17 protein-coding genes are annotated in these 24408 nt (G+C 73.5%); 8 read left to right on the top strand and 9 right to left on the bottom strand.

Translation table 11 applies throughout. From position 1 onward, the window contains the following. The first annotated feature begins 81 nt into the window (after window positions 1–81). The 3 genes from AB0J74_RS09505 (at window position 82) to AB0J74_RS09495 (ending at window position 3299) form a co-directional block, all read left to right on the top strand. Entirely contained in the window at window positions 82–1113 is a 1032-nt protein-coding gene (locus AB0J74_RS09505) for a hypothetical protein (protein WP_363446392.1), read from the top strand. Window positions 1114–1476: 363 nt separating this feature from the next. Beyond that, window positions 1477–1764: a hypothetical protein gene (locus AB0J74_RS09500; RefSeq protein ID WP_363446390.1), complete on the top strand. Its 288-nt coding sequence runs from the start codon at window positions 1477–1479 to the stop codon at window positions 1762–1764. Between the two features lie 557 nt (window positions 1765–2321). Then, a complete protein-coding gene (locus AB0J74_RS09495; protein ID WP_363446388.1) occupies window positions 2322–3299 on the top strand; it encodes a helix-turn-helix domain-containing protein in 978 nt (325 codons plus the stop codon). On the opposite strand, the gene AB0J74_RS09490 is transcribed toward AB0J74_RS09495, so the two are convergent. Genes AB0J74_RS09490 through AB0J74_RS09480 form a run of 3 tightly spaced genes read right to left on the bottom strand, consistent with a single transcriptional unit; the run spans window position 3296 to window position 6643 of the window. Then, the gene (locus AB0J74_RS09490) at window positions 3296–4333 is read right to left on the bottom strand and encodes a hypothetical protein (protein WP_363446387.1); all 1038 of its coding nucleotides are present in this window, start codon (window positions 4331–4333) and stop codon (window positions 3296–3298) included. The genes AB0J74_RS09495 and AB0J74_RS09490 overlap by 4 nt on opposite strands. A 28-nt stretch (window positions 4334–4361) precedes the next feature. Then, window positions 4362–5504, bottom strand: a complete 1143-nt coding sequence (locus AB0J74_RS09485) for a sugar phosphate nucleotidyltransferase (RefSeq protein WP_363446385.1) — start codon at window positions 5502–5504, stop codon at window positions 4362–4364. Continuing rightward, complete coding sequence (locus AB0J74_RS09480; RefSeq protein WP_363446383.1) at window positions 5501–6643, bottom strand: glycosyltransferase family 1 protein; 1143 nt, start codon at window positions 6641–6643, stop codon at window positions 5501–5503. The genes AB0J74_RS09485 and AB0J74_RS09480 overlap by 4 nt, the downstream gene beginning before the upstream one ends. Window positions 6644–6779: 136 nt before the next feature. Here AB0J74_RS09480 and AB0J74_RS09475 point away from each other — a divergent pair, with 136 nt between their 5' ends. Continuing rightward, complete coding sequence (locus AB0J74_RS09475) at window positions 6780–7469, top strand: TIGR03089 family protein (RefSeq protein WP_363446381.1); 690 nt, start codon at window positions 6780–6782, stop codon at window positions 7467–7469. Here the strand turns inward: AB0J74_RS09475 and AB0J74_RS09470 are convergent. Then, on the bottom strand, window positions 7462–9417 hold the full coding sequence (locus AB0J74_RS09470) for an acetoacetate--CoA ligase (RefSeq protein ID WP_363446379.1): 1956 nt from the start codon (window positions 9415–9417) through the stop codon (window positions 7462–7464). The genes AB0J74_RS09475 and AB0J74_RS09470 overlap by 8 nt on opposite strands. A gap of 88 nt (window positions 9418–9505) precedes the next feature. Between AB0J74_RS09470 and AB0J74_RS09465 the strand changes: the two genes are divergently transcribed. Both AB0J74_RS09465 and AB0J74_RS09460 read left to right on the top strand, forming a co-directional pair. Next, on the top strand, window positions 9506–10162 hold the full coding sequence (locus AB0J74_RS09465) for a hypothetical protein (RefSeq protein WP_363446377.1): 657 nt from the start codon (window positions 9506–9508) through the stop codon (window positions 10160–10162). 62 nt (window positions 10163–10224) lie between these two features. Beyond that, window positions 10225–11631 carry a hypothetical protein gene (locus tag AB0J74_RS09460; protein WP_363446375.1) on the top strand — a complete coding sequence of 469 codons (1407 nt, stop codon included), beginning with the start codon at window positions 10225–10227 and terminating at the stop codon, window positions 11629–11631. Between the two features lie 16 nt (window positions 11632–11647). Here AB0J74_RS09460 and AB0J74_RS09455 read toward each other — a convergent pair whose 3' ends face one another. Further along, window positions 11648–12817 (bottom strand): acyl-CoA dehydrogenase family protein, encoded by a 1170-nt coding sequence (locus AB0J74_RS09455; protein ID WP_363446610.1) that lies wholly within the window; start codon window positions 12815–12817, stop codon window positions 11648–11650. Window positions 12818–13090: 273 nt separating this feature from the next. On the opposite strand from AB0J74_RS09455, the gene AB0J74_RS09450 reads away from it, so the two are divergent. Next, window positions 13091–14518, top strand: coding sequence for a UDP-glucose/GDP-mannose dehydrogenase family protein (locus AB0J74_RS09450; protein ID WP_363446374.1), 1428 nt, complete (start codon window positions 13091–13093; stop codon window positions 14516–14518). A gap of 180 nt (window positions 14519–14698) precedes the next feature. Continuing rightward, complete coding sequence (locus tag AB0J74_RS09445; protein WP_363446372.1) at window positions 14699–20302, top strand: permease; 5604 nt, start codon at window positions 14699–14701, stop codon at window positions 20300–20302. Here AB0J74_RS09445 and AB0J74_RS09440 read toward each other — a convergent pair. The 4 genes from AB0J74_RS09440 to AB0J74_RS09425 are packed head-to-tail and all read right to left on the bottom strand — an operon-like array spanning window position 20299 to window position 24408. Further along, on the bottom strand, window positions 20299–20742 hold the full coding sequence (locus tag AB0J74_RS09440; protein WP_363446370.1) for a GNAT family N-acetyltransferase: 444 nt from the start codon (window positions 20740–20742) through the stop codon (window positions 20299–20301). The genes AB0J74_RS09445 and AB0J74_RS09440 overlap by 4 nt on opposite strands. Beyond that, window positions 20739–21239 carry a 5-(carboxyamino)imidazole ribonucleotide mutase gene (gene purE, locus AB0J74_RS09435; protein ID WP_363446368.1) on the bottom strand — a complete coding sequence of 167 codons (501 nt, stop codon included), beginning with the start codon at window positions 21237–21239 and terminating at the stop codon, window positions 20739–20741. Before purE ends, AB0J74_RS09440 begins: the two co-directional genes overlap by 4 nt. Next, window positions 21236–22387 (bottom strand): 5-(carboxyamino)imidazole ribonucleotide synthase, encoded by a 1152-nt coding sequence (locus tag AB0J74_RS09430; RefSeq protein WP_363446366.1) that lies wholly within the window; start codon window positions 22385–22387, stop codon window positions 21236–21238. Before AB0J74_RS09430 ends, purE begins: the two co-directional genes overlap by 4 nt. Before the next feature lie 23 nt (window positions 22388–22410). Continuing rightward, the gene (locus tag AB0J74_RS09425) at window positions 22411–24408 is read right to left on the bottom strand and encodes a thioredoxin domain-containing protein (protein ID WP_363446364.1); all 1998 of its coding nucleotides are present in this window, start codon (window positions 24406–24408) and stop codon (window positions 22411–22413) included.

Raw genomic sequence — 24408 nt, 5'->3', positions numbered from 1 at the left:
CTTACCTACACTGCCGGCTTTGCGACGCTCGGGCGACTACGCTCACGAAAGCCATCTTCCGTCATCGCCCCAGGGGGAGCCGTGACCACCCAACCCGAGGCCGGGCCAAACGAACAGACCTCGGCCAATCAGATCACCAAGCCTTGGCGCGAGTTGATCGCGCTGGTCCTCGTCGGCGCCAACGCCGTACTGCTCTTCGTGGGCCTGATAGACCTGCTAGTGCCCTATTCAGCGAATGTCGGGTTCTCCAGCCGGGCCGGCGGAAGCTTCTTCGACTTCGCGGGCATCGAGGCGATCGTCCTGCCACTGCTCGCTGTGCTGTTGGCCACACACCTCAAGCCGGCGGTGCCCAGGGCCAAGCTGGTGACCCAGGTCGCCCTGGTCGAATACGCGGTCTCCGCGGTCTTCGGCGTGATCGCCCTGCTGGCCTGGCTGTTCGGGTCGCTGGTCGACGGCGAGGTCCGCGCCGCCTTCACCGGGCTGCTGGTCCGCATCGCCTACGCGGGCATCTTCGCCGCCGCGAGCTTCCTGATCTACAAGATCTGGCGGACGCTCTACTACGTGCCGAGGCCGAAGGCCCAGCCCGGCGTCTATGGCACTCCGGGCGCGCCCGGCGGCTACCCGCCGGCCGGTCCCGGCCCGATGGGCCAGGGCCAGGGCCAGCCTGGGTACGGCACGCCTGCCGCCCACGGCCAGCCCGGCTACCCGCCGCCGCCGGCCTACCCGGGTTCGACGCCGCCCGCACCGCCGACCTTCGGCGGCCCGGGCACCCAGACCGCACCGGGTGCCACCGGCGCTTCGGGGCAGCCCGGGGCCTACCCGCCGCCGGGCGGCTCCACCCCGACGGCGTCCGCGCCGTCGACCGAGCCGGCCACCTGGCCGCCGGTCCCGGGTCCGGAAGGCGCGCAGTCGCCGCAGGCCACCCAGACGATCACCGCCCCGCCGGCCGCCACCCCGGCCGCACCGATCGCCGACCCGCCCACGGCACCGATCCCCACGAGCGACGGCGACCGGACCCAGGTGATCAACCCGGCCAGCCAGCAGCCGAGCGCCGGCTCAGCTCCGCCGCCGTCCTCGGCCGACGACGAACCCACCCGGCCCGACATGCACTGACGGCCACCCGCACCACCGATCGGGGGCAGCGGTCCCGGCGCCAGCCGGACCGCTGCCCCCGATCTTTTGCGCATCGGCGGGTCCTGATGGACGAGAGTTCCTAGGCCCCGCCCAGCAACACGTCCCGCCACCTGATTGAGGCGCTATCTGGACCTCTGGCGACGCCCGACGCTGCGGCCCGATGTACCCACCTCACAGGCGCGCAGCCGACGGACAATCTGATCAACAGGTGCCGAGAATGGCCAACACGGGCAACCTCGTATAGCCGCGACCCGGCACGTACGGCCCGCAGGCCGCAGCCAGACGCGGGACACGCGGTCGCGTGGCCGCGGCAATCGGGGCGGCCTGGCGGGGTTCGTTGCGGTGGTGACGTGGCCAGGGCGTTGCGGCGACGTGGTCGGCGACAATCGGGGCGGCCGGGCGGGGCGTTGCGGCGACGTGGTCGGCGACAATCGGGGCGGCCGGGCGGGGCGTTGCGGCGACGTGGTCGGCGACAATCGGGGCGGCCCGGCGGGGCGTTGCGGCGACGTGGTCGGCGACAATCGGAGCGGCCCGGCGGGGCGTTGCGGCGACGACATGGTCGGCGGCGTCGGGTGGCCGGCGCGCCGGGTGCGTAGCGGCGATGAGGTGGCCAGCGTCGGCGGGCGCTGAGCAGTTCGGCCACGCGCAACCGTCGTCGCCGCAACGGTCGTCGAGTTCGGGTGCGCAACGGCGTGAATCGCTGAGAGACCGCATCGCGCGCGAGGCGACGTCAGTGCGGCCGGGAGCGATCTAGTAAGAGCAGGCAGGTCATGCCGCGGTGCGCAACGACGAGAGCATCGAGAGGCCCGGCCACCGGCGCTTGCGGCGAGCGGGCATCCAACCGGCGATCCCGTCCCGGATCAACCTGTCCAAACGCCGACCCTGGAATGGGACCGGCACCACCCGCCGTGCCCCCGCGTCGCGGCGGGTGGTGCCCGGAGCGGCGACCTGGGGAGGGAGGTCGTCGCAAAAGGTATTCCGGCCGCCACCTCCACGACCTGGCGGTCGCGGGCCCTCGTTGGTGGCCGGCCGGACGGCAATGCCGCCCCGGCGATGTGGGCGCTAACACGAGCATGGCGAAAGCGCGCGTCGAGCGCGAGGAGATTCAGGCCAGGCTGAAACATCGAGGTCAGGCGGTACGCTGAAGCTTCCCGCCCGCGACATCAGCCACCGGAGTCCACGACACCGTGCTGCGGATCTACTTCTCCCGTGACGATGTCGCGCGCACGCGGGTCGCGCCGGGGGCGGATCCGGTGTGGGAACTGATTCTGAGCGTGCATTTCTTCCGGGCCCGGCGGCGGGATCGGGATCCGCTGCTCGCCGGCTGGCGCCGCGACGTCGCGACCCTGCTGCGGCATCCCGAGCAGGACGTGCGGTTGCTCCTCGCGCTCAACCCGCCGCAGGGCTACTTTCCCGACTTCCTCACGCCCTTCGCCAGCCGCGCGGGGCTTCCGGCCGCCCTGGACGCCATCCGCTCGACGCCGGCCCGGCAGTTGCGGCGCGACCTGACGATTCTCGCCGCGGGGAACAGGCTGCCACCGGGGGTCTCGGGGCTGGCCCGCGGAGACACCGCCGCCCTGCGGCATCTCACCGACTCGATGGAGACCTACCGGTCGTTGGCGATCGCTCCCTATTGGAACCGGATCGAGAACGCGGTCGAGGCCGACCGGGGGCTGCGGGCCCGGGCCATGCTCGCCGACGGAGCCGACGGGCTGTTGGCCAGCCTGCGGCCGGCCATGCGGTGGGACGGGCAGGTGCTCGAAGTGCGGCACTACCCGGTGAGCCGGGAACTGCACCTCGACGGACGCGGGCTGTTGCTGGTGCCGTCGTTCTTCTGCGCGCGTACACCGGTGACGCTGGTCGATCCTGATCTTCCGCCGGTGCTGGTCTACCCGGTCGAGCGGCTCGGCGGGCTCGACCAACCGCCCGAGCCCGGCCGCCAGCGGGCGCTCGCCGCCCTGCTCGGGCGGACCCGGGCCCGCGTGCTGGAAGTCGTCGGCGACGGCGCCTCGACCAGCGAGATCGCCCGCCGGCTCGACATCTCGCCCGCCGCCGCGAGCCAGCACACCGCCGTGTTGCGCGACGCCAACCTGCTGGTCAGCCGCCGCGACGGCAGCACCATGCTGCACACCCTGACCCCGCTCGGGCGGGCGATGCTCGACTAGTCGTGCCAGAGCGCGATGCGGTGGTCTTCGTCGGTGACGTAGACGCGCGCGCCGTCGACGACCGCCAGGCCCTCGACGTTGTGGAACGGCGCCAGGTCGTCGACCACCTCGCCGACCACCGCGGTGTGCTCGCCGAGCGCGAACCGCACGTGGGTGCAGGTGACATCGCCACCGGTCGGGTGGTCGTCGAGCAGCACCGAGCCCTTGCCGAGCGCGTCGATCGAGCCGACCACCGCCTCGAAACCCGACGGGGTCGCGGTCAGCGCGCGGAAGCCGGTGAGCGTGCCGGGCGGGGTGACACCGGTCAGGGCGTAGGCACGGACGACGGACGGCCACGTACGCGGGTCGGCGTCGAACATCCCCTCGACCCCGGCGATCTCCACCATGATGGGCTCGCCGGCCGTGGTCACCGGAAAACGCAGGCCGAGCAGCAACGTTCCCGACGGCGTGAACGCGGCCGCCTCCACGTTCAGCGGCAGATCGCCCGCGACGAGGCGCGAGGCCCAGCTCTTGGCGTTGGCCGTGCCCCGCGTCCGCGTCTCCGCGATGAAACGCGAATGCACCCGCTCACCCGGCGGCAACGGCGAGATGTCGGCCGCCGCCAGCGCGTCGTTGATCGCCCGGTGCAGGCGGAACTGGTTGCGCACCACGTCGAGGCGCACGACACCGTGTGCGGCGTCGGCCTCGCGGAAACGGGCGAAGAACGCCCGCTTCGGCCGCAGCGGGCCGGCCTTCGACCCGAAGTGGGAGCCGATCACGTAGACCCAGCCGTCGCGGTGTGCGAGCGCCTCGCCGTCTTCGGTGCGTCCGGCCTCGTGGGCCGCGTCGAAGCCCTGGTGGTGCGCCGCCCAACTGCCGTCGTCGGCCTGCACGAGCAGCGCCACGCAGGCCTCGACCGGGCCCTCGTCGAGCACCGTCCACAACCCACGCCGGGCGCCGTGTGCCGCCAGCAGGTCGGGCGAGAGGACGGGCAGCAGGTCGCTCGCCTCGTTGCCGGCGACGGTCAGCTCCACGTGGCGCAGCGGTGCGGTCATGGGTTCCAGACTAGGAAAGGCGAACTACTCAGCAGAAGCCTTCGTCGCCGCGCGCCTTGAGGTCCTCTACCAGCTGTTTGACCTCTTGGGAGCGTTCGCGGGAGCAGACCAGCACGACGTCGGGCGTGTCGACGATCACCAGGTCGCCGACGCCGAGCGCGGCCACCAGGCGGCCCGAATGGGGCACCACGACCAGGCGGTCGGTGTCGCGGAGCAGCACGCCGGGCTTCTCGCCGGGGTGGTCGTCGTTGCCGCCGAGCACCACGTTGCCGCGCGAGTCGCCGGGGAGCACGTCGCCGAGCGTCTGGAAGTCGCCGACGTCGGTCCAGCCGAAGTCGCCGGGAACCGTGCCGACCCGGCCGACTGCGGCCGCGCCCTCCATCACCGCGTAGTCGACGGAGATCTTGGTCAGGGTCGGCCAGGTGACGGTCAGGACCTCGTCGCGCGTGGGCGAGTCCCAGGCGGCCGCGACCCGGCACAGGCCCTCGTGCAGCGACGGCTGCTGGCGTTCGAGCTCGGCGAGGAACGCGTCGACCCGCCACACGAACATGCCGGCGTTCCATAGGTAGTCGCCGGCCTCGAGGTATTGCTTGGCCAGCTCGTAGGCCGGCTTCTCGGCGAAGGCCTCGACCATCCGGACCGGACCGGGGCCGACCGCTTCACCACAGCGCAGGTAGCCGTAGCCGGTCTCCGGCCGGGTCGGCGTGATCCCGATGGTCATCAACAGGCCCTGCTGAGCACCGGCCACCGCGGAACGCACCACCGAGACGAAGCCGGCCGGGTTGGTGATCAGGTGGTCGGCCGCGAAAGCGCCCATGATCGCGGAGGGGTCGTGCCGGGCGATCAGCGCCGCCGCCAGGCCGATCGCGGCGCACGAGTCGCGGGCCGAGGGCTCGACCAGGATGTTTTCCTCGGGCAACGCGGTCAACTGGCGGGCCACGCCGGCCGCGTGGGCGGCGCCGGTCACCACCATCGTGTGCTCGGGGCCGGCCAGCGGCGCGACCCGCTCGACCGTCGCCTGGAGCAGCGACAACGGGCTGCCGGACAGCGGGTGGAGGAACTTCGGCTGGTGTAGGCGGGACAGCGGCCACAGTCGGGTGCCGCTGCCGCCGGCCAGGATGACGGCGTGCATCGCGACATCATGCCGGACGTCGGGTGCGGCGTCGGTCATGCCCGGGCCCGCTGCCAGGCCGCGATGTGCACCTCGGCGCTGGACTCCCAGGTGAACTCCTTCGCGCGGTCGAAGCCGGCCTTGGCCAGCGCGTCGCGGCGGGGTTCGTCGTCGAGGAGGGCGCCGAGGTCGAGCGCGATCTGGTCGGGGTCTTCGCTGGTGTAGGCGACCGCGTCGCCACCCACCTCGGGCAGCGACAGCCGCGGCGTGGTGAGCACCGGCACGGCGCACGCCATCGCCTCGAGGATCGGCAGGCCGAAGCCCTCGCCGAAGGACGGGTAGGCGGCGACCAGCGCGCCGCCCAGGAAACCGGGCAGGTCGGCGTAGCGCAGGTAACCCGGGCGCAGCAGCCGCAGGTGGCCCGGCACGTCGGCGACCGCGCGGTCGATGTCGTCGTCGTGCCCCTGGCCGCCGGCGATCACCAGCGCGGGCGGGTTGGGCCGGTCGTGCACCGCCTTGACCCAGCCGCGGATCAGGCTCGGCACGTTTTTGCGGGGCTCCTTGGCGCCGAGGAACGCGACGTAGTTGGTGCCGGCCAGGCCGAGCCGGGCCGCCACCCGGGCCTTCTCGTCGGGCGTCGGCGGGTGGAAGGCGGTCGGGTCGACACCGTGGTAGGCCACGTCGAGCCGGGTCGGGTCGGCGTCGAGCAGCCTGATCAGCTCGTCGCGGGTGGCCTTGCTCGGCACGATCACCCGATGGGCGCGGCGCAGCGAGGTCTTGATCGCGCTGCGGAAGAACGTGCGGCGCGACTTGTCGTAGTGTTCGGGCTCGGTGAAGAAGGTGGCGTCGTGGACGGTCACCGTGACCGGGCAGCCGGCCCGCAATGGGCAGGTGTAGAACGGCGAGTGCAACACGTCGGCCCCGACCTGCTGGGCCAGCAGCGGCAGCCCGGTCTGCTCCCAGGCGAGGCGGGCGGGCCGGTGCGCGACCGCGGCCGGCGCGGCGACCACCTCGGCCGCCGGCAGCATCCGGGTGTAACGCTCCGCATCCGTCCGCAGGCCCACGACGGCCAACTCGACCTCGGAGCCGATGACCTTGCCGAGCGCTCCTAGCAGTCCGTCGACGTAGCGGCCTACTCCGCCGCGGTCGGCGGGCACGCTGGTGGCGTCGACGAGTACGCGGGGCGGACCGGAAGTCACGGTGCGGGCTCCTCAAGGGTGCGGTGTGTGCCAGGCCACTATGGCGCAAGCCTACGCTGGGCCAGCGACGGGCCGGAGCCGGTGACACCGTCACGACACGGCAAACGATCGATGGCTAGTGGGTAAGGTGCGTTTGATGCCCGAGGAAAATACGGTGCCCGGCGGGGGCGAGATCGCCAGGATGTTTGCCGCCGCTGTCCGGCGAGATCCGACAAGACCGCTTTTGACCTGGTACGACGACGCGTCCGGCGACCGCACCGAGCTGTCCGGCACCACTCTCGACAACTGGGTCGAAAAGACCGCCAACCTGCTCGTCGACGGCTCCGGCCTGGGTGAGGGCGACCGGGCCGGCGTGCTGCTACCACCACACTGGCAGAGCGCGGCCGTGCTGCTCGGCTGCTGGACCGCCGGTGTCGAGGTGGCCACCGCCCCGGGGCCGGTCGACGTGCTGTTCGCCGCCGCCGACCGGGTCGGCGAAGCGGAAGCCTGGCCGGCCGGCGACCGCTACGCGCTCGGGCTGGCCCCGCTCGCGCTTCCACTGCGTGACGTGCCGGCCGGCTGGCAGGACTACGTGATCGCGGTCCGGGCGTTCGGCGACGTCTACGGCGCCTACCCCCGTGGCAGCGCGGACTGGACCGCGGCCGACCCCTTCGATCTCAAGCCGGGCGACCGGGTGCTGATCGACGCTTCCACCCGGCCCGACCCGCGGGAATGGCTGCTCGCACCGTTGGCCGCCGGGGCCAGCATCGTGCTGTGCGGCAACCTGGACCGGGCCAAACTGGCCGGCCGGATCGAGAGCGAGCAGGTCACCCGCGACCTCAGCTGACCCCCTCGCGGGCCAGCTTCTCGAACGCCGCCAACGTCTCCGGGTTGGCCAGCGCGCCCTTGGCGGCCGCGTCGTCGACCCGCGAGCCGGTCAGGATCTTCTTGACGGGCACCTCGAGCTTCTTGCCGCTGAGCGTGCGCGGCACGCCCGGAACGCGGTAGACCGAATCCGGCACGTGCCGCGGCGACAGTGCGGTGCGCAGCTCCTTGGCGATCTTGGCCGTCAGGTTGCCGTCGAGATCGCGGCCGTCGGTGGTGACCACGAAGAGCAGCAGCTCACCGGCGCCGCCTTCGGCATCTTCCAGGTGTACGACCAGCGAGTCGGCGATCTCCGGCAGCCCCTCGACGACCGAATAGAACTCCGACGTGCCCAGGCGTACGCCGCCGCGGTTGAGCGTCGCGTCGGAGCGCCCGGTGATCACGCAGCCGCCGTGGTCGTTGATGGTGATCCAGTCGCCATGCCGCCAGACGCCCGGGTAGACGTCGAAGTAGGCCTCGCGGTAGCGGCTGCCGTCGGTGTCGTTCCAGAAGCCGACCGGCATGCTCGGCATCGGCTCGGTGATCACCAGTTCGCCCAGTTGGTCGAGCACCGGGGTGCCGTCCGGGCCGTAGGCCTCCACGGCCGCGCCGAGCGCCCGGCAAGCGATCTCACCGGAGCGCACCGGGAGCAGCGGGACGCCGCCGACGAAGCCGGTGCACACGTCGGTGCCCCCGGACAGCGACTGGAGTTGCAGGGTGTCGCTGACGGCCGCGTACACCCAGGCGAAGCCCTCGGGTGGCAGCGGTGCACCGGTCGAGCCGAGCCCGCGCAGGGCGCTCAGGTCGTGATCGGCCCGCGGCACCACCTCGGCCTTGCGACAAGCGAGCAGGAACGGCGCGGACGTACCGAAATACGTCATTCGGGTGTCTTCGGCCAGCGCCCACAGGGTGTCGAGGCTCGGCGCCGCCGGGTTGCCGTCGAACAGCACGATCGTCGCGCCGACGGCCGGGCCCGAGACGAGGAAGTTCCACATCATCCAGCCGGTCGTGGTGAACCAGAAGAACCGGTCGGCCGGGCCGAGGTCGTGATGCAGCGCCAGCATCTTGAGATGTTCGAGCAGGATGCCGCCGTGCCCGTGCACGATCGGCTTGGGCAGCCCGGTCGTGCCCGAGGAGTAGAGCACGTAGAGCGGGTGGTCGAACGGCAGCGCCGCGAAGGTCAGCGGCTCGTCGGTGGGCGCGGTGAGATCGGCCCAGCCCGACTCGGTGCCCGGCTCCAGGTAGTCGATCAGCACCAGGTGCTCGACCGACGGAAGCGCGTCGCGGATCGCCTTGACCTCGGCCCGGCGGTCGACCGGCTTGTCGCCGTAGCGGTAGCCGTCGACGGCGACCAGCACCTTGGGCTCGATCTGCTGCCAGCGGTCGGTGACGCTGCGGGTGCCGAACTCAGGTGCGCACGACGAGAAGATCGCGCCCAGGCTGGCGGTGGCCAGCATCAGCACGTAGGTCTCCGGGATGTTCGGCGCGTACGCCGCGACCCGGTCACCCCGCCGCACACCGAGCCGGCGCAGGCCCGCGGCGCAGCGGTGTACGGCATCCCGAAGTTGATCTTTGGTCAGCGTCTGTGGCGCGCGGGTCTGGCCGTGCGCGATCACCGCGGGGTCGTCGCCGGAACGACCGGGCATCCGCAGCACGTTCTCGGCGTAGTTGAGCGTGGCGCCGGGGAACCAGCGGGTGCCGGGCATCTTACGGTCGGTGAGCGTGGCGGTCGGTGGGGTGTGGCTGACCACCTCGAAGTAGTCCCAGACCGAACCCCAGAACGCGGGCAGGTCCTGGACCGACCACTGCCGCAGCGCCTCGTAGTCGGCGAAGGCCAGACCCCGCTCGCGCTCGAGCCAGCGCAGGTAGTGACCGATCCGGCTGGTCTCGCGCACGTCTGAGGGTGGCGCCCACAAAACCTCGTTGCTCATCCGGCCATCCTCCCCCATCCGGGGGTGCGGGCATGTGGGTGCCGCGCACACATTCACGGTCAGCGACAGGCTCCGGTACCGTGCTCGCGTGCGTCATCTCTGGAGCCTGCTCGCCGGCATCGTCGCCGCACCGCTGGTCTGGATCCTGCTCGCGCTCGGCCAGGACGGATCGACCTCGACGATCACCACGTGGGCGGATACGTCCACGTTCAACACGGCCCGGCTCATCGAGCCCGCGGTCTACCTCGGCGCCGCCGGCGTCGCGCTCGGCGTGCTCGCCACCCTGCGCTGGTCGCCACTGGGCCCGCTGGTCGCGGGGCTGCTGCTGATGGCGCCCTACGTCGGCATGTTCGTGGCGCCGCTGCGGGTGCGCTCGGCGGTGCCGGGCGGCTGGCGGCTGTTCGGCGACCCGCTGCCGCTGCGACTGCCGCTCGACAACGGCACGCTGTTCTTCCTCGGCCTGTTGCTCGCGATGGCGGCGTTCAGCCTGCAGCGCTGGCGGCGCTGGCCGGTGGCGGCCGCCTTCGCCGGCGGCTCGGGTCGGTCCGGATTGGACGACACCGACCCGGACCTGTTCACCGGGCTGCCGGCCGACCCCGACTCGCGACCGCCGACGCTGGCCTACCCGCCGGCCGACCCGCCGGCGTCGTTCGGTGCCACCCGACCCGGTGACGCGCCGACCGCGGGATCGTCGCCGTGGGCGTCACCACCTGCTCCCTACCGGCCAGACGGTACGGCCGAATAGGCGACTGAGTTCGGAACCCTCCCGGGGTACGGTGCGCATCACCTACCCCGTAGGGAGGCCCGATGCGTCATCTCGGATCACTGGTCCTGTCGCTCGTCCTCGCACCTGCGATCTGGGTGCTGGCCGGCTACGGGTCGAGCGAGGTCGCGGTCGCCGCCGGTGACGTCGACCTGCGACTGATCGGCGGGTTCGCGGCGATGGCCGCCGCCGGCGTGCTGCTCACCCTGCTCGTGCTGACCCGGCTGTCGCCGGTCGGTCCGGCGGTCGCCGGTCTGGCCTTCCTCGCCTTCAGCGCCTGGGTGGCGCTCGACAAGGGGCTGGTCGCCGACCTGCTCCGGGTCGACTTCTTCGAGCGGCCGGCCGGGCTGGTCAACCCGGCCCTCGGCATCGGTCCGGTGGTCGGCGTCCTGATGTTGCTGACCGTGACCAGCCCGCGGCGGTGGCGGCGCTATCCGGTGCCGGTGCCGCAGCCGGCGGTCCATCCGGGCACCGGTGTCGGTTGGCCGCCGGCCTATCAGCCGGCGCACTCCGCCTATCCGACGTCGCCCGGGGTCGGCGCGGCGCCGGCGTCACCCGCCAATCCCTTCGCGCCGCCCGGGCTTTACGGGCAGGGCGTCGGCTCGCCGGTGGCGCCGACGTCCGGCGGCCCGGGGCCAGTATCCGCGGCGCCAGGGCCGGTATCCGCGCCGCCCGGGCCAGCCGGCCCCGCGCAGGCAGGTCCGCCGCTCGCGCATCCCGGGCCCCCGCAGGCGCCGCAAATGGGGCAGCCTGGACCGCCGCCAGGCACCCCTGGCCCGCCGCCAGGCACCTCTGGCCCGCCGCCAGGCACCCCCGGCCCGCCGCCAGGCACCCCCGGCCCGCCGTCAGGCCCTCCCGGACCGCCACCCGGCCCTACCGGCCCGCCACCCGGCCCTACCGGCCCGACGCCTGGTCCGCCCGGAATGAGCCCGGCCGGTCCACCCGCGCCACCGCCGCGCAATCAGGGGTCGGTGCGGACGCCGTCGGCGGCGGGCACGCCGCCCCCGCCGCCGCCGCAGTTCACCCCGCACGTGCCGCGCCAACCAGACCCGACCGAGGCGGCCGACGCCAGCGACGCGACGACCCGGATCACATCCGCGCCAACGCCCCCGCCGCCGGCGCCCGCCCTCGCGCCGTCCGACGAGACGACCCGGATCGCACCCGCGCCGACGCCCCCGCCGCCGGCACCGGCCACCGCGCCATCCGACGAGACGACCCGGTTCGAGATGCCGCCGAAGCCTCCCGCGACCGGCGACGAGACGACCCGGCTGACGACCGGCGACGAGGAGACCACCGTGCTGCGTGGCCGCGACGACGACGCGGTCGAGGAGAACGACGACGCGACCAGGCGGCTGCACGCCACCCCGCCACCGCCGGCGGCCTACCCGCCGCCGGGGCACTCGACGCCGACCACCCCGCCGACCGACCCCGACGCGACCCGCCGGCTGTAGCCCTGCCGGGCGGCGGCTAGATGACGCCCTTGAGCAACTGGCGCGCGAGGACGATCCGCTGCACCTGGTTCGTACCCTCGTAGATCTGGGTGATTTTGGCGTCGCGCATCATCCGCTCCAGCGGATAGTCGCGGGTGTAGCCGTAGCCGCCGAGGAGTTGGACCGCGTCCGTGGTGATCGCCATGGCGGTGTCGGAGGCGAAGCACTTGGCGGCGGCGCCGAAGTAGGTCAGGTCGGCGTCGCCGCGCTCGGACCGGCCGGCCGCGGCGTAGGTGATCTCGCGGGCCGCGGTCAGCTTCATGCCCATGTCGGCGAGCATGAACTGGACGCCCTGGAAGTCGGCGATCGGCTGGCCGAACTGGTGCCGCTCCTTGACGTAACCGAGGGCGTAGTCGAGAGCACCCTGCGCGATGCCGACGGCCTGCGCGGCGATGGTGACCCGGGTGTGATCGAGGGTGCGCATCGCGGTGGCGAACCCGGTGCCCGGTTCGCCGATGAGGCGCGAATCAGGAATATGCACATTGTCGAAATAAACTTCGCGAGTCGGTGAGCCCTTGATGCCGAGTTTCTTCTCCGGGGCGCCGAACGAGACGCCGGCATCCGACTTGGACACCACGAAGGCGGAGATGCCGCGGGAGCGCGCGGTCGGGTCGGTGACCGCGAAGACCGTGTAGAACTCCGACACGCCGGCGTTGGTGATCCAGCGCTTCACGCCGTTGAGCACCCAACCGGTCGCGGTGCGTTCGGCCCGGGTCGTCATCGACGCGGCGTCGCTGCCCGCCTCGGGCTCGGACAGGCAGTAGGAGAACATCGCCTCGCCGCGGGCCACCGGCGGCAGGAACTCGGCCTTGACCGCGTCGGAACCGGCCAGCAGCAACGGCATCGTGCCCAGCTTGTTGACCGCGGGGATCAGCGACGAGGCCGCGCAGGCGCGGGCCACTTCCTCGATGACGATCGCGGTGGCGAGGGCGTCGGCGCCGGCACCGCCGTATTCGACGGGGATGTGCGGAGCGTGGAAGTCGGCGGCACGCAACGCTTCGTAGGACGCTTTGGGAAACTCGCCCGTTTCGTCAGCGTCGGCCGCGTTGGGCGCGACCTTGGCATCGCACACTTCGCGTACGGCGGCGCGGATGATGCCGTGTTCTTCGGGTATCTGGTAAACATCGAACGAACCGTCTGTCATGATTGCGGCCCTCCCCTTGGCCGGCGGTGAGCGCCACCGGTAGCGTGCGTCGGGCATGTGACTATCCGGCCCAGCATCGAGAATACCGGCCGGTAACCTTGGCTCGGATGCACGGTGGGTAGGCTCACGCACTATCCTCGCCTGCGCATGCAGGCGAGCCCGTTCCGGCGGGCGACAAGAACAGATGTCCTAACTGACGCGCCGCGCTGGCGCGACCAGCCCCGACAACGACGTGGCGCACAGCGGCGCCGCCGAGCGTGAGCGGAGAACCAAGGCGTGACGATCCCGTACCCGAACACCCAGCCCATGCCGGCGATCGCGGCGGTGACGCCCCCGTCCGGAGCCGCCCGCCCGCGGCTGACCTTCCTCGGCACCGGTTACCTGGGTGCGACGTACGCCATCTGCTACGCGGAACTCGGCTACGAGGTGCTCGGTTTCGACGTCGACGAGGCGAAGATCGCCGGCCTGTCCGCCGGCGTGGTCCCGTTCCACGAGCCCGGCCTCGACGAGTTGCTGCGCCGCAATATCGCGGCGGGTCGCCTGCGCTTCTCGACCGACTACAAGGAAGCCGCCGACTTCGGCGACGTCCACTTCATCTGCGTCGGCACACCGCAGCGGGCCGACGGCATGGGCGCCGACCTGACCTACGTCGAGACCTCGGTGGTCGGCCTGGCCCAGCACCTGAGCCGCAAGGCGCTGATCGTCGGCAAGTCGACCGTGCCGGTCGGCACCGCCGAGTGGATCGAGCAGCTGGTCGGCAAGCACGTCGCACCGGAGCTGGGCGTCGAGGTGGCCTGGAGCCCCGAGTTCCTCCAGGAGGGCTTCGCCGTCGAAGACGTGCTGCGGCCCAACCGCATCGTCGTGGGTGTCAAGAGCGATTGGGCCAATGGCCTGCTGTACGCCGCGCACAAGGGCGTCTTCGACCTCGCCGCCACCGAGGACCGCGAGGTCCCGCTGGTGATCACCGACTTCGCCACCGCCGAGCTGGTCAAGGTCGCGGCCAACGCGTTCCTGGCCACCAAGATCTCGTTCATCAACGCGATGGCCGAGGTCTGCGAGGTCGCCGGCGGCGACGTCACCCAGCTCGCCCGGGCGATCGGCTACGACCCGCGGATCGGCAACCGCTTCCTCCAGGCCGGCGTCGGCTTCGGCGGCGGCTGCCTGCCCAAGGACATCCGCGCCTTCCAGGCCCGGGCCCAGGAGCTGGGCGCCGGCGAGGCGCTGCGCTTCCTGCACGAGGTCGACCTGATCAACCTGCGCCGCCGCACCCGGGTACTGACGCTGGCCGCCGACCTGCTCGGCCGCCGCTCCGGCCCGGCCGGCCCCGACCTGTCCGGCGCCAAGATCGCGGTGCTCGGCGCGACCTTCAAGCCCAACTCCGACGACATCCGCGACGCGCCGTCGCTGGCCGTCGCCGGGTTGCTCCTCAAGGCCGGCGCCGACGTGCGGGTCTACGACCCGGAGGGCATGGACAACGCGAAGAAGGCTTCGCCGGACCTGACCTACGAGCCGAGCCTCAACGACGCGGTCCGCGACGCCGACCTGGTCTGCGTGCTGACCGAGTGGGCCGACTTCCGCAACGCCGACCCGGTCGCCCTGGGCGAGCTGGTCGCCGGCAAGAAGGTCATCGACGGCCGCAACTGCCTCGACGCCACACTGTGGACGCAGGCTGGCTGGGTCTACCGCGGGATGGGTCGCCCGTAAGGGTCTTTTTCGCCGAAGGGCGCTCTCGGGGTTCCGTTACCCGGGGGCGCCCTTTCACATTGGAGGGACGTCACCGATTTCGGGTGTCGCGTCCGGACACGCCCAAAGGGACTGTTCAATCGACGTCCGCTATGGGCATGCTTCGGTATAGGCGTCACTGTCCTGCCGCGGAGAGGTGCGATGGAAAGGTATCCGTGTCCCTCCTGCGGCCGGGAGATCGACCCCGCTCCCCGCTGCCCTTACTGCAACGCTGAGCAGGGCAGATGGGCCGACGAGGTGGCCCGCATCGAGCGCGAGATCGCCGAGATCCGCAAGCAGGACATCCAGGTCGCCCGCGAGCAGCGGCTGCTCGCACAGCGTATGCAGGCCGCGCAGTTCCAGCGCGACATCCTCAACGCGGCCAACCAGGAGCGGCTCAAGCAGCAGATCGGCAAGCCACGCCGGGTGCTGCGCCGCCGGGTGTTCCGCCGGCCGCCCACGGCCGGCGCCGGCGTGCCGCCCACCGCCGGTCCGCGCGGCACGCGGATACCGCGGCAACAGCCCGGCGGTGCCCCGCCGGCCGAGCCGCCCCCGCCACCCCGGGTGATGGATCTCGACGATGACGACGGGCTGCGCCCCGAGGCGTCGACCCGCGAGATCCAAAACGTCTACCTCGGCCTCGGCGCCCTGCTGCTCGGTGCCGCGGCCGTCGTCTTCGCGGGCGTCACCGGCGGCGCGATCAGCCGCCTGGCGATCCTGATCGGCGCCGCCGGGCTGATGCTCGGCGTCGCACCGTTCATCGGCGCCCGCCGGTTGAGCTCGACGGCCGAGACCATCTCCGCGGTCGGCCTGATGTTCGTCCCCATCATCGGGTACGCGTTCTACCTGATCCCCGACGTGCGGAACGGACCGGTCCCGGGCGAGGTGTTCGCCGGCATCGTGTTCGCGGCGACCGCCGCGATCGCCGCGGTCTACGCCGGTGCCACCGGGCTCAGCGTGCCCCGCTACGCCACCGTGCTTGCGCTCCAGCCGGTGATCCCGATGCTCACCCACGGCTGGATCACCGGGCCCACCGGATGGGCCTTCTCGCTCGCGGCGGTGGCCGCCCTCGACGTCTGGCTGGCCCGGCAGTACGCGGCCTTCGGGGCGCTGGTCCCGCCGGCCTGGTCCGGTCGCCTGGTTACGCCACCGGTCGACGACGCGCCGGCGACCGGCCGGCCGGGAGCCTTCCAATGGCCCCGTAGGTTCGGCAAGGGGGCCTCGCCGGGCAGCGCAACGGAGTCGGGGGGCACGGGCGCACCCGCCGCGAAGACCGGCGGCGCAGCCGGCTCGGGCGGCACGGACGCGACCGGCGCGGCGGCGACCCGCGGCCCGGCAGGCCCGGGCGGCGCCGCGGGGACCGGCGGCGCGGCAGGCCCGGGAGGCACCGCGGGGACCGGCGGCGCGGCAGGCTCGGGCGGCCAGGCGAACTCCGGCGCGTCGGCGGCCGGCGGCCCCGCAGGCCCGGGAGGCGCAGGCGCGGCCGGGTCGGGCGCCGCGGCGGCGACCGGCGGCATGGCAGACGACGGGCCTGCGACACAGACCCGGGCCGCCGACGCGGCGGCAGGTGAGAGCGGCGACGAGACCGGCTTCGGCGTCGGCTCCCGCTCGGGCGCGGTGCCGGCCGGCGGTGGCGGACCGAAGGTCGCCCGGATCATCTCGACGCCGATCCCGCCGCACCAGCGGGGCGACGGCGAGCCCGCCCCGGGCGCGCGGCCGGAGGCCGCCGCCGAGGAAGCCGAGGTGCTGCTCGACTCCGGGCCGGCCGACGCGCCCGTGTCCGGCCCGCCGCCGCAGACCTCGATCACCGCGCGATGGCTGCGGGAGATGTCCTGGGTGCTGTTCGGCATCGCCATCGGTGCCGCGCTCATCTACGCCGTGGCCGGGCTGGTCGACGCGCGTACCGTGCCGACCGCCACCGTCGCGGGCCTCGCCCTGGTCGTGGCCGCCGCCGTCGGGCTGATCGGGTCGCTCTCGCTGCGCCGCCGGCCGCTGCCCGACGTCGCCGGCGGGATCATGACGCTGGCCATCATCGGTGCCGCCGGCCGGGTCGCCTCGGTCGCGCTGCCCGGGCACGCGCTGGTCGTGGTCGCCGCGATCATCGCGCTGATCGGGCTGGCGGTCCGGGCGCTGCCCGACGACTCCCGGCGGGGGCCGCAGCTCGCCTCCACGGCCGCGCTGCTGGTGATCGGCATGGTGATCGCCGGCAACACGCTGCGCGCCGCCATCGCGCCGATCGACGCCGCGCTGCCGATGTGGCGGGCCGACCTCGCCGGCTACGAGGCCCGGCTGGCCGCGTCCATCGGCACCGCGCAGTGGCAACTCGCGGTCGCCGCCGCCCTGCTGACCATCGGGGCGGTGCTGGCCGCGCCGCGCGAGATCCGCCGCGAACTCGCGGTCGCCGGCGCCGCGCTGACCGCGCTGGCCGCGCCGGCCTCGTTCCACCTGGGCTGGGCGGCCGCGCCGTGGCCGGCCGCCGTCGCCGCGATCGCCATCGGCGTCGCGGGGTTGTGGGCCCGCACGCCGCGGGCCGGCATCGCCCACGCGGTCGGCGCCGCCCTGGTCGGCCTGGCCGCCGCCGGCGCCTCGGCCGCCCGGCCGTCGCTCAGCGCCGCGGTGCTGTTCCTGATCGCCGCCAGTGGCGCGCTCATCGCCTCCGCCGCCCGCACCACCACGCTGCGCGCCAACGCCGGCGCCGAGCCGGTCGGCGAGTGGGCGGCCGGCGGTGCCGCGTTCGCGTTCCCCGGCGCGGTGGCCAGCTTCGTCGCCGCGACCGTGCCGGGCGACACGGCCACGGTGCCGATCCTCGCCACCGCGTTCCTCGCGGTCTGCGCCACGCTCAGCTTCGCGGCGCTCAACCGGGTCGCCGAGCGCCACCTCAGCGTCCCGCTGACCGTGGGCACGGTGCTCGGCACGATGGGCGTCGCGGCCGCCGCGTTCGCCGCGCCCGAGGCGGCCGTCGCCGACAAGCTGGTCGGCGCACTCATGCTGGTCGCCGCCGTGCTGCTGTTCCTGGCGCCGTCGATCGACCACGGCCGCCGGGCCGACCGGATGCTCGACGGTGCCGACTACGCGTCGGCGGCGGCGACCACCGCCCTGATCGGCGCGCTGGCCCGGATCGCGGCGATCCTGGCACCGGGCGGCGAGATCGCCACCGTGGCCGCGCTGATCCTGGTCGTCGCGATCGGTGTGCGCGCCCTGCCGGAAGACTGGCGGCGCGGCCCGGCGCTGGGCATCGCGGTCGGCGGTGGCGTGATCGCGGCGATCGCCGGTTACCAGTCGCTCGCCGGCGGCCTGCGGATCCTCGCGACCCCGGGCGCCCTCTGGGACGCCGACCTGACCCGCTGGCCGGGCAGCACCGGAGGCGGCGCCTCGTGGCAGGCGCCGGTGGCGCTCGTGCTGCTCGCCGGCGCGGCCGCCATCGTGCTGCCCCGGCCCTGGTCCTACGACGTGGCCGGGGTGTTCGTCGGCCTGGCCACGATCGGCGCGCCGGCCGCCCTCGGCCTCCCCTGGTACTCGCCGATCGTCGTCGGCGGCGCGGTGGCCACCATCTACGGCGTCGCGGCGGTGATGGCCGCCGACCCCCGCGCCGGCCTGGCCCGGATCTGGGTGGCGGCCGCCGTCGCCCTGCACGCGGTGGGCGCGAGTGTGGTCCGGCCGTGGACCACCGCGGCCGCGCTCGGCATCATCGTGCTGATCGGCGCCGTGGTCGCGACCCTCGCCTCGACGGTCGTGGCCGGCCCCGACGGCGGGCCGGCGACCGCGGGCTGGCGCACGCCGCTCTTCCCGCGCACCGGGGCCGAGCGGCCGGCACCCGCGCCCGGCCGCGACGACGACCTGGGTGCGCCCACCGGCGGCAGTGGCACGGCGACCGCCACGATGACCCGGCCGCGCACGACCCGGGTGACCGCCCCGGCCGAGACGCTGGCCGACGTGGCCGCGCCGCCGCACCTGAGCACCATCGGCGGGCTCGCCCTCGGTGGCGCGCTGCTCGCGCTGCCCGGCGCGCTGGCCGGCTTCGCCGCGTCGGCGGGGAGTTCGGCCGCCGTGGTGCTGAGCGCCGCCCTGGCCGGCTCCAGCCTGGGGATGGCGCTGCTCGCGCTGGCGCGTACCCGGATGGCGCCCTTCCTGCCCTATGCCACCGTCGGGCTGGCCGGCGGTGCGACGATCACCGCCGGCACCGCGCTGGCCACCGGTGTCTCACCCGGGGTGTACGCGGCCGCGGCCGCCATGCTGGGCATCCTCGCCGAGTTGCTCCGGGCGACCGTCTCGCCGGGCGGCGAGGCCGAACGGGTCCGCCGGTGGAGCGCGTTCGGCGGGGCACCGTGGCGCCGGAGCCCGGGGCTGTCGGGCCGACGCTGGTCGGTCGAGCCGGCGATGGGCGCGCTGCTGGTCGCCGTACCCGGGACGCTGTTCGCCCTTTATGCCCTGGGCCCCGCCCTGGTCGAGTCGCTGTTCGCGCCGCTGCAGGTGGTCAACCACATCTGGGCCGGCCCCCCGGAGGCGCTGCTCTCGCCGCCGCCCGACGCGGTCGAGCCGTCCAATGTGCTCTCCGCGCTGCTGCTGACCAGCGCGGCCGGCCTCGCGGCGCTGGCGTTCTCCCGCGGCCGCCCGCTGCGGGCGATCCCGGTCGTGCTGCCCGGCATCGCGGTAACCATCCTGATCACGCCGGTCTCGCTCGGCTTCGGCTGGCCCAACAGCATCCGCGCGGCGCTGGCGGTGTTCGCGGTGGCCATGATCGGCCTCGCCCTGACCCCGCCGCCGCCGGAGTCGGAGTTGGCGCAGTCGCTGCGCTCGGCCCGGATCGCGACCTTCGTGATCGGCCTGGCCGCCGGCAACGCCGGGTTGTCGGGCAGCCTCGCGACCCGGCCGATGACGCTGCTGACGCTCGGCAGCGCGGTCCTCGTCGGTGCGGTGGCCGCGTTGTACGGGCGCACGCAGCGGGCCCGCATCCTCGGCTGGCTGTTCGCCGCGGTCATGGCGCAGGCGTTCGTGTTGACCCTCGGCCTGGTCGCCGGCCTGCCCCGCACCACGTCGGCCTTCGGCGTGCTCGCGGTCGGCGCGGCGCTGCTGGTCGGCGCGGCGCTGGTGCCGCGGCTGCGCCGTCCCGAGGCGGCGCAGGAGGCGACCACGGTCGAGTGGAGCGGCTACGCGGCCGGCCTGATCGCGTTCGCGCTGGCGTTCGACTCGCTGCCGCACCTGGCCGGCCTGCTTGCCGCCTGGGGCGCGGTGCTCGGCATCGCGGCCGGCCGGCCCGGCCGCCGCGCGTCCCGCCGCCGGGTCATCTTCTACACCGCCCTCGGCTGCGAGGTGGCCGCCTGGTGGCTGCTGATGCACCTGGTCAACGTGCGGCTGCTGGAGGCCTACACGCTGCCGTTCGCGGCGGTGGCGCTGCTGGCCGGCATGATCGAACTCCGGCAGCGGCCGTCTTTGGGCAGTTGGCTGGCCTACGGCCCGGCGCTGGTCGCGGCGTTCCTGCCGACCACGGTGCTGGTGCTCACCAGCGACACCACCGACACCCGCGAGCTGCTGCTGCTGGTCGGCGCGGCCGCGACCCTCATCTTCGGCGCGATGGTCAAGCAGCAGGCGCCGGTCATCGTGGGCGCGGTGGTCACCGGCATCTCGGCCATCCACTTCACGGTCACCCGGGTCGGGCCCTACTACGTCGTGATCCCGATCGGCATCATCCTGCTGATCCTCGGCGCCAACAACGAGAACCGGCGGCGGGCGCAGGAACGCATCCGCACCCTGCGCGGGATGCGCTAGCGGCCGTAGTGGCGCAGGTCGACCGGGCTCCCGTCGGGTGCCGTCCACTCGGCCTGGGTGGTGTGCGTGTGCCGCCAGCCGGTGGCCTCGTAGAAGGCGACGGCGGCGGAACGCTGCTCGTCGGCGACGTCGAGCGTCAGTCCCACGTGGCGCTCAGTCGCCCAGGCGGTCGCGGCGGAAACCAGCGCGCGCCCCACTGACCTGCGGCGGGCGGCCGGCGCGACGAAGAGCCGGCACAACTCGCCGGGCTGCCGGACCGCGACATGGCCGTCGATCACGCCGCCGGGCCCTTCGGCCACCCAGGCTCGCGACAGCCCCGCCGGCGTCAGCCACAAACGAGGATCGGAAGGCCAGTTGAGAGGGTACGAATCGGCCTCGTGCACCGCACGCAGCGCCGCGACGCAGCCGTCCAGGTCAGCGGCCAGCCGGAGCCGGATCACGGCGTCGGGCGCAGCGACGCCCTGAGGGCGGCTTCCTTCTCCGCGACCAGCACCTCGAGCCCGGCCTGGAACTCGATCATCTTGTGCCGCAACGCCGGGTCGGCGGCGGCCAGGATGCGCACCGCGAGCAGTCCCGCGTTGCGGGCACCGCCGATCGACACCGTGGCCACCGGGACGCCCGCCGGCATCTGCACGATCGAGAGCAGCGAGTCCATACCGTCGAGGTATTTGAGCGGCACCGGCACGCCGATCACCGGCAGCGGCGTCGCCGACGCGACCATGCCGGGCAGGTGGGCGGCGCCCCCGGCGCCGGCGATGATCACCTGGAGGCCGCGGTCGGCGGCGGTCCGGGCGTACGCGATCATCTTGTCGGGTGTGCGGTGTGCGGAGACGACGCCGACCTCGTAGCCGACGCCGAACTCGTCGAGGACCTCCGCCGCGGCGCGCATCGTCGCCCAGTCGGAGTCGCTGCCCATGATCAGACCGACCGCCGTCACGGATGCGTCCCTTCGCGGAGCCACCAGGCCGCGCGCGCCGCCCGGGCGCGGGCCGAAACCAGGTCGTCGCCCAGCACCGTCACATGGCCGATCTTGCGGCCGGGCCGGGACTGCTTGCCGTAGAGATGCACCCGCGCGCCGGGATCCTCGGCGAACAGGTGGTGCAGGCGCTCGTCGGTCGACATCCCGCCGGCCGGCCCGCCGAGCACGTTGGCCATCACCACGACCGGCGCGGCCAGCGCCGTGTCGCCGAGCGGATAGTCGAGGACGGCCCGCAGGTGCTGCTCGAACTGCGGCGTGCGGGCGCCCTCGATGGTCCAGTGACCCGAGTTGTGCGGCCGCATGGCCAGCTCGTTGACGACCAGGCCGCCGGGCGTCTCGAACAGCTCGACGGCGAGCAGGCCGACCACGTCGAGCGCGGTCGCCAGGTCGATCGCCAGCTTCTGCGCCTCGACCGCGAAATCCTCGGGCAGCAGCGGCGCGGGAGCCAGCACCTCGACGTTGATCCCGTCGCGCTGCACGGTCTCGACCACCGGGTAGACCGCGACCTGGCCGAACGGCGAGCGCGCCACCTGGACCGCCAGCTCGCGGCGCAGGTCGACCAGTTCCTCGCCGATCAACTCGGTGCCGCTGGCCACCACCTCCGCGGCCGCCTCGGGCGAGTCGACGACCCAGACGCCGCGCCCGTCGTAGCCGCCGCGGGTCGCCTTGAGCACCAGCGGCCAGCCGACCCGCTCGCCGAACGCGGCCAGGTCGGCGGCCGAGGTCACCGGCTCCCAGCGCGGCACCGGCGCGCCCAGCTCGGTGAGGCGTTCCCGCATGCGCCGCTTGTCCTGCGCGAAGACCAGCGCGTCGGCGGACGGGAAGACCTTCACGCCCTCGGCGGCCAGCGCGCGGATGTGCGCCTCGGGGACGTGCTCGTGGTCGAAGGTGACCACGTCGCAGCCCTTGGCGAAGGTGCGCAGCGCGGTCAGGTCGGTGTGCTCGCCGATCTGTACCTCGGCGGCGACCATGGCCGCGCCGTCGTCGGGATGCGCCGCGAGCACGTGCAGCGACTGGCCGAGGGCGATGGCGGCCTGGTGGGTCATGCGGGCCAGCTGGCCAGCGCCCACCATGCCGACGACAGGCAAACCGGTGCGGGAATCCATGGCGGGAAAAGCCTATCCCGGCCTCACCGGCGGGTGAGCTGCGCGGTGAGGTCTGCCACCGCCGTCGTCGGGCGATCACAGACGAAACCGCGGCAGACGTACGCCGTTGCCGCACCGTCGAGCAACGGTCGATCGGCCAGCAGGGGTACGCCCGGCGCGTCCGGTGGGCCGACCAGCACCACGGCGCCGGGCGGGGCCAACTCGTAGGCGGTCGAGACGAGCGGGTCGTCGGTCGGGTCGGTGCGGGTGGCGATGACGATCTCGTACGGGCCGGAGAGCAGGGCCTCGGCCGTCGCGGCCGCGTACCCGCTGAATCTCGGGTGTTGACCGACGATCGGGGCGACCGTGGCGAGCGCCGCCTCCGCCGCCTCGCGGTAGCGGGGCTCGCCGCGCAGCGCGGTGTAGCTGGTCAGCGCCGCCGCCAGCGCCGAGAGCCCGCCCGGCGTCGCGTTGTCGGTCGGGTCGGCCGGCCGGGTGACCAGCCGCTCGGCGTCGTCGGCGGTGTCGTAGTAGCCGCCGTTGCCGGTCGGGAAGTGCGCGAGCGCGGCGTCGAGCAGGGTGCCGGCCAGGTCGAGCCAGCGCCCGTCGAGGGTGGCCTGGTGCACGGCGCAGAACGCCTCGGCCACGGCGCCGTAGTCGTCGAGCACGCCGGCCGGGTCGCCGACCACGCCGTCGCGGGACACCCGGCGCAGCCGGCCGTCGACCACGTGCCGCTCGGCCAGCAGCGTCGCCGCGCGCACGGCCGCGTCGAGCGACTCGGCGCCGCCGGTGGCGAAGTAGTGCTCGACCAGGCCGGTGATCGCCAGCCCGTTCCAGGAGGCGACCACCTTGTCGTCGCGGGCCGGCTGGGGCCGGTTGGCGCGTGCGGCGAGCAGTCGGGCGCGGACGTCGGCCCAGCGGTCGACGACCGGCGGGTTGGCGTCGTCGATGTCGCGGGCCAGCCGCAGGACGCTGGCGCCCTTCTCAAACGTGCCGGCGGCGGTCACCCCGAAGACGCCGGCCGCGTACGCGCCGTCTTCCTGGCCGAGCGCCTCGACGAGTTGGGCCGGCGTCCACGAGTAGGTCAGGCCCTCGACCCCGTCGGTGTCGGCGTCCAATGCGGACGCGAAGCCACCCTCGGGTGTGCCGAGGTCGCGGACGATGAACTGGGCGGTCTCGTCGGCGATCCGGCGGGCCAGCGGGTCGCCGGTCAGCCGCCACAGGTGCGTGTAGACGCGCAGGAGCAGGGCGTTGTCGTACAACATCTTCTCGAAATGCGGCACGATCCAGCGCGCGTCGACCGAGTAGCGGGCGAAGCCGCCGGCGAGTTGGTCGTAGATGCCGCCGCGGGCCATCGCCTCGCAGGTGTGCCGCACCATCTCCAGCGCCTGCGGGTTGCCGGTGCGCTGGTATTGGCGGAGCAGGAACAGCAGGTTCATCTGCGGCGGAAACTTCGGCGCGCCGCCGAAGCCGCCGTTCTCGCCGTCGTAGTCGGTCGCGAGTTGCGCGGCGGCCGCGTCGAGCAGTTCCGCGGTGATCGGCGCGCTGATCCCGCCGAGCGCCTGCGCCCCGCCGACGGCCTCGACGACCGCGGCACCCTGGCGCAGCACGTCGTCGCGCTGCTCGCCCCAGGCCTTGGTGACCGACTGGAGCAGCCGGGAGAAGTTGGCCTTCGGGAAGTAGGTGCCGCAGAAGAACGGCGTGCCGTCGGGCGCGGCGAACACGGTCATCGGCCAGCCGCCCTGCCCGGTCATCGCCTGCGTCGCGGTCATGTAGACGGCGTCGACGTCGGGCCGCTCCTCGCGGTCGACCTTGATGCTGACGAAGTTGTCGTTCATCAGCCGCGCCACACCGGCATCTTCGAAGGACTCGTGCGCCATCACGTGACACCAGTGACAGGCGGCATAGCCCACGGAGATCAACACCGGCACGTCGCGGCGCTTCGCTTCGTCGAAGGCGGCGCTGCTCCACGGCCACCAGTCGACCGGGTTGCCGGCGTGTTGCAGCAGGTAGGGCGAGGTGGCGTCACCGAGCCGATTCAC

Source organism: Asanoa sp. NPDC049573 (assembly GCF_040676615.1).
In the GTDB taxonomy this organism is placed as follows: Bacteria; Actinomycetota; Actinomycetes; order Mycobacteriales; family Micromonosporaceae; genus Asanoa.
This window is presented reverse-complemented; position numbering and strand designations above follow the sequence as displayed.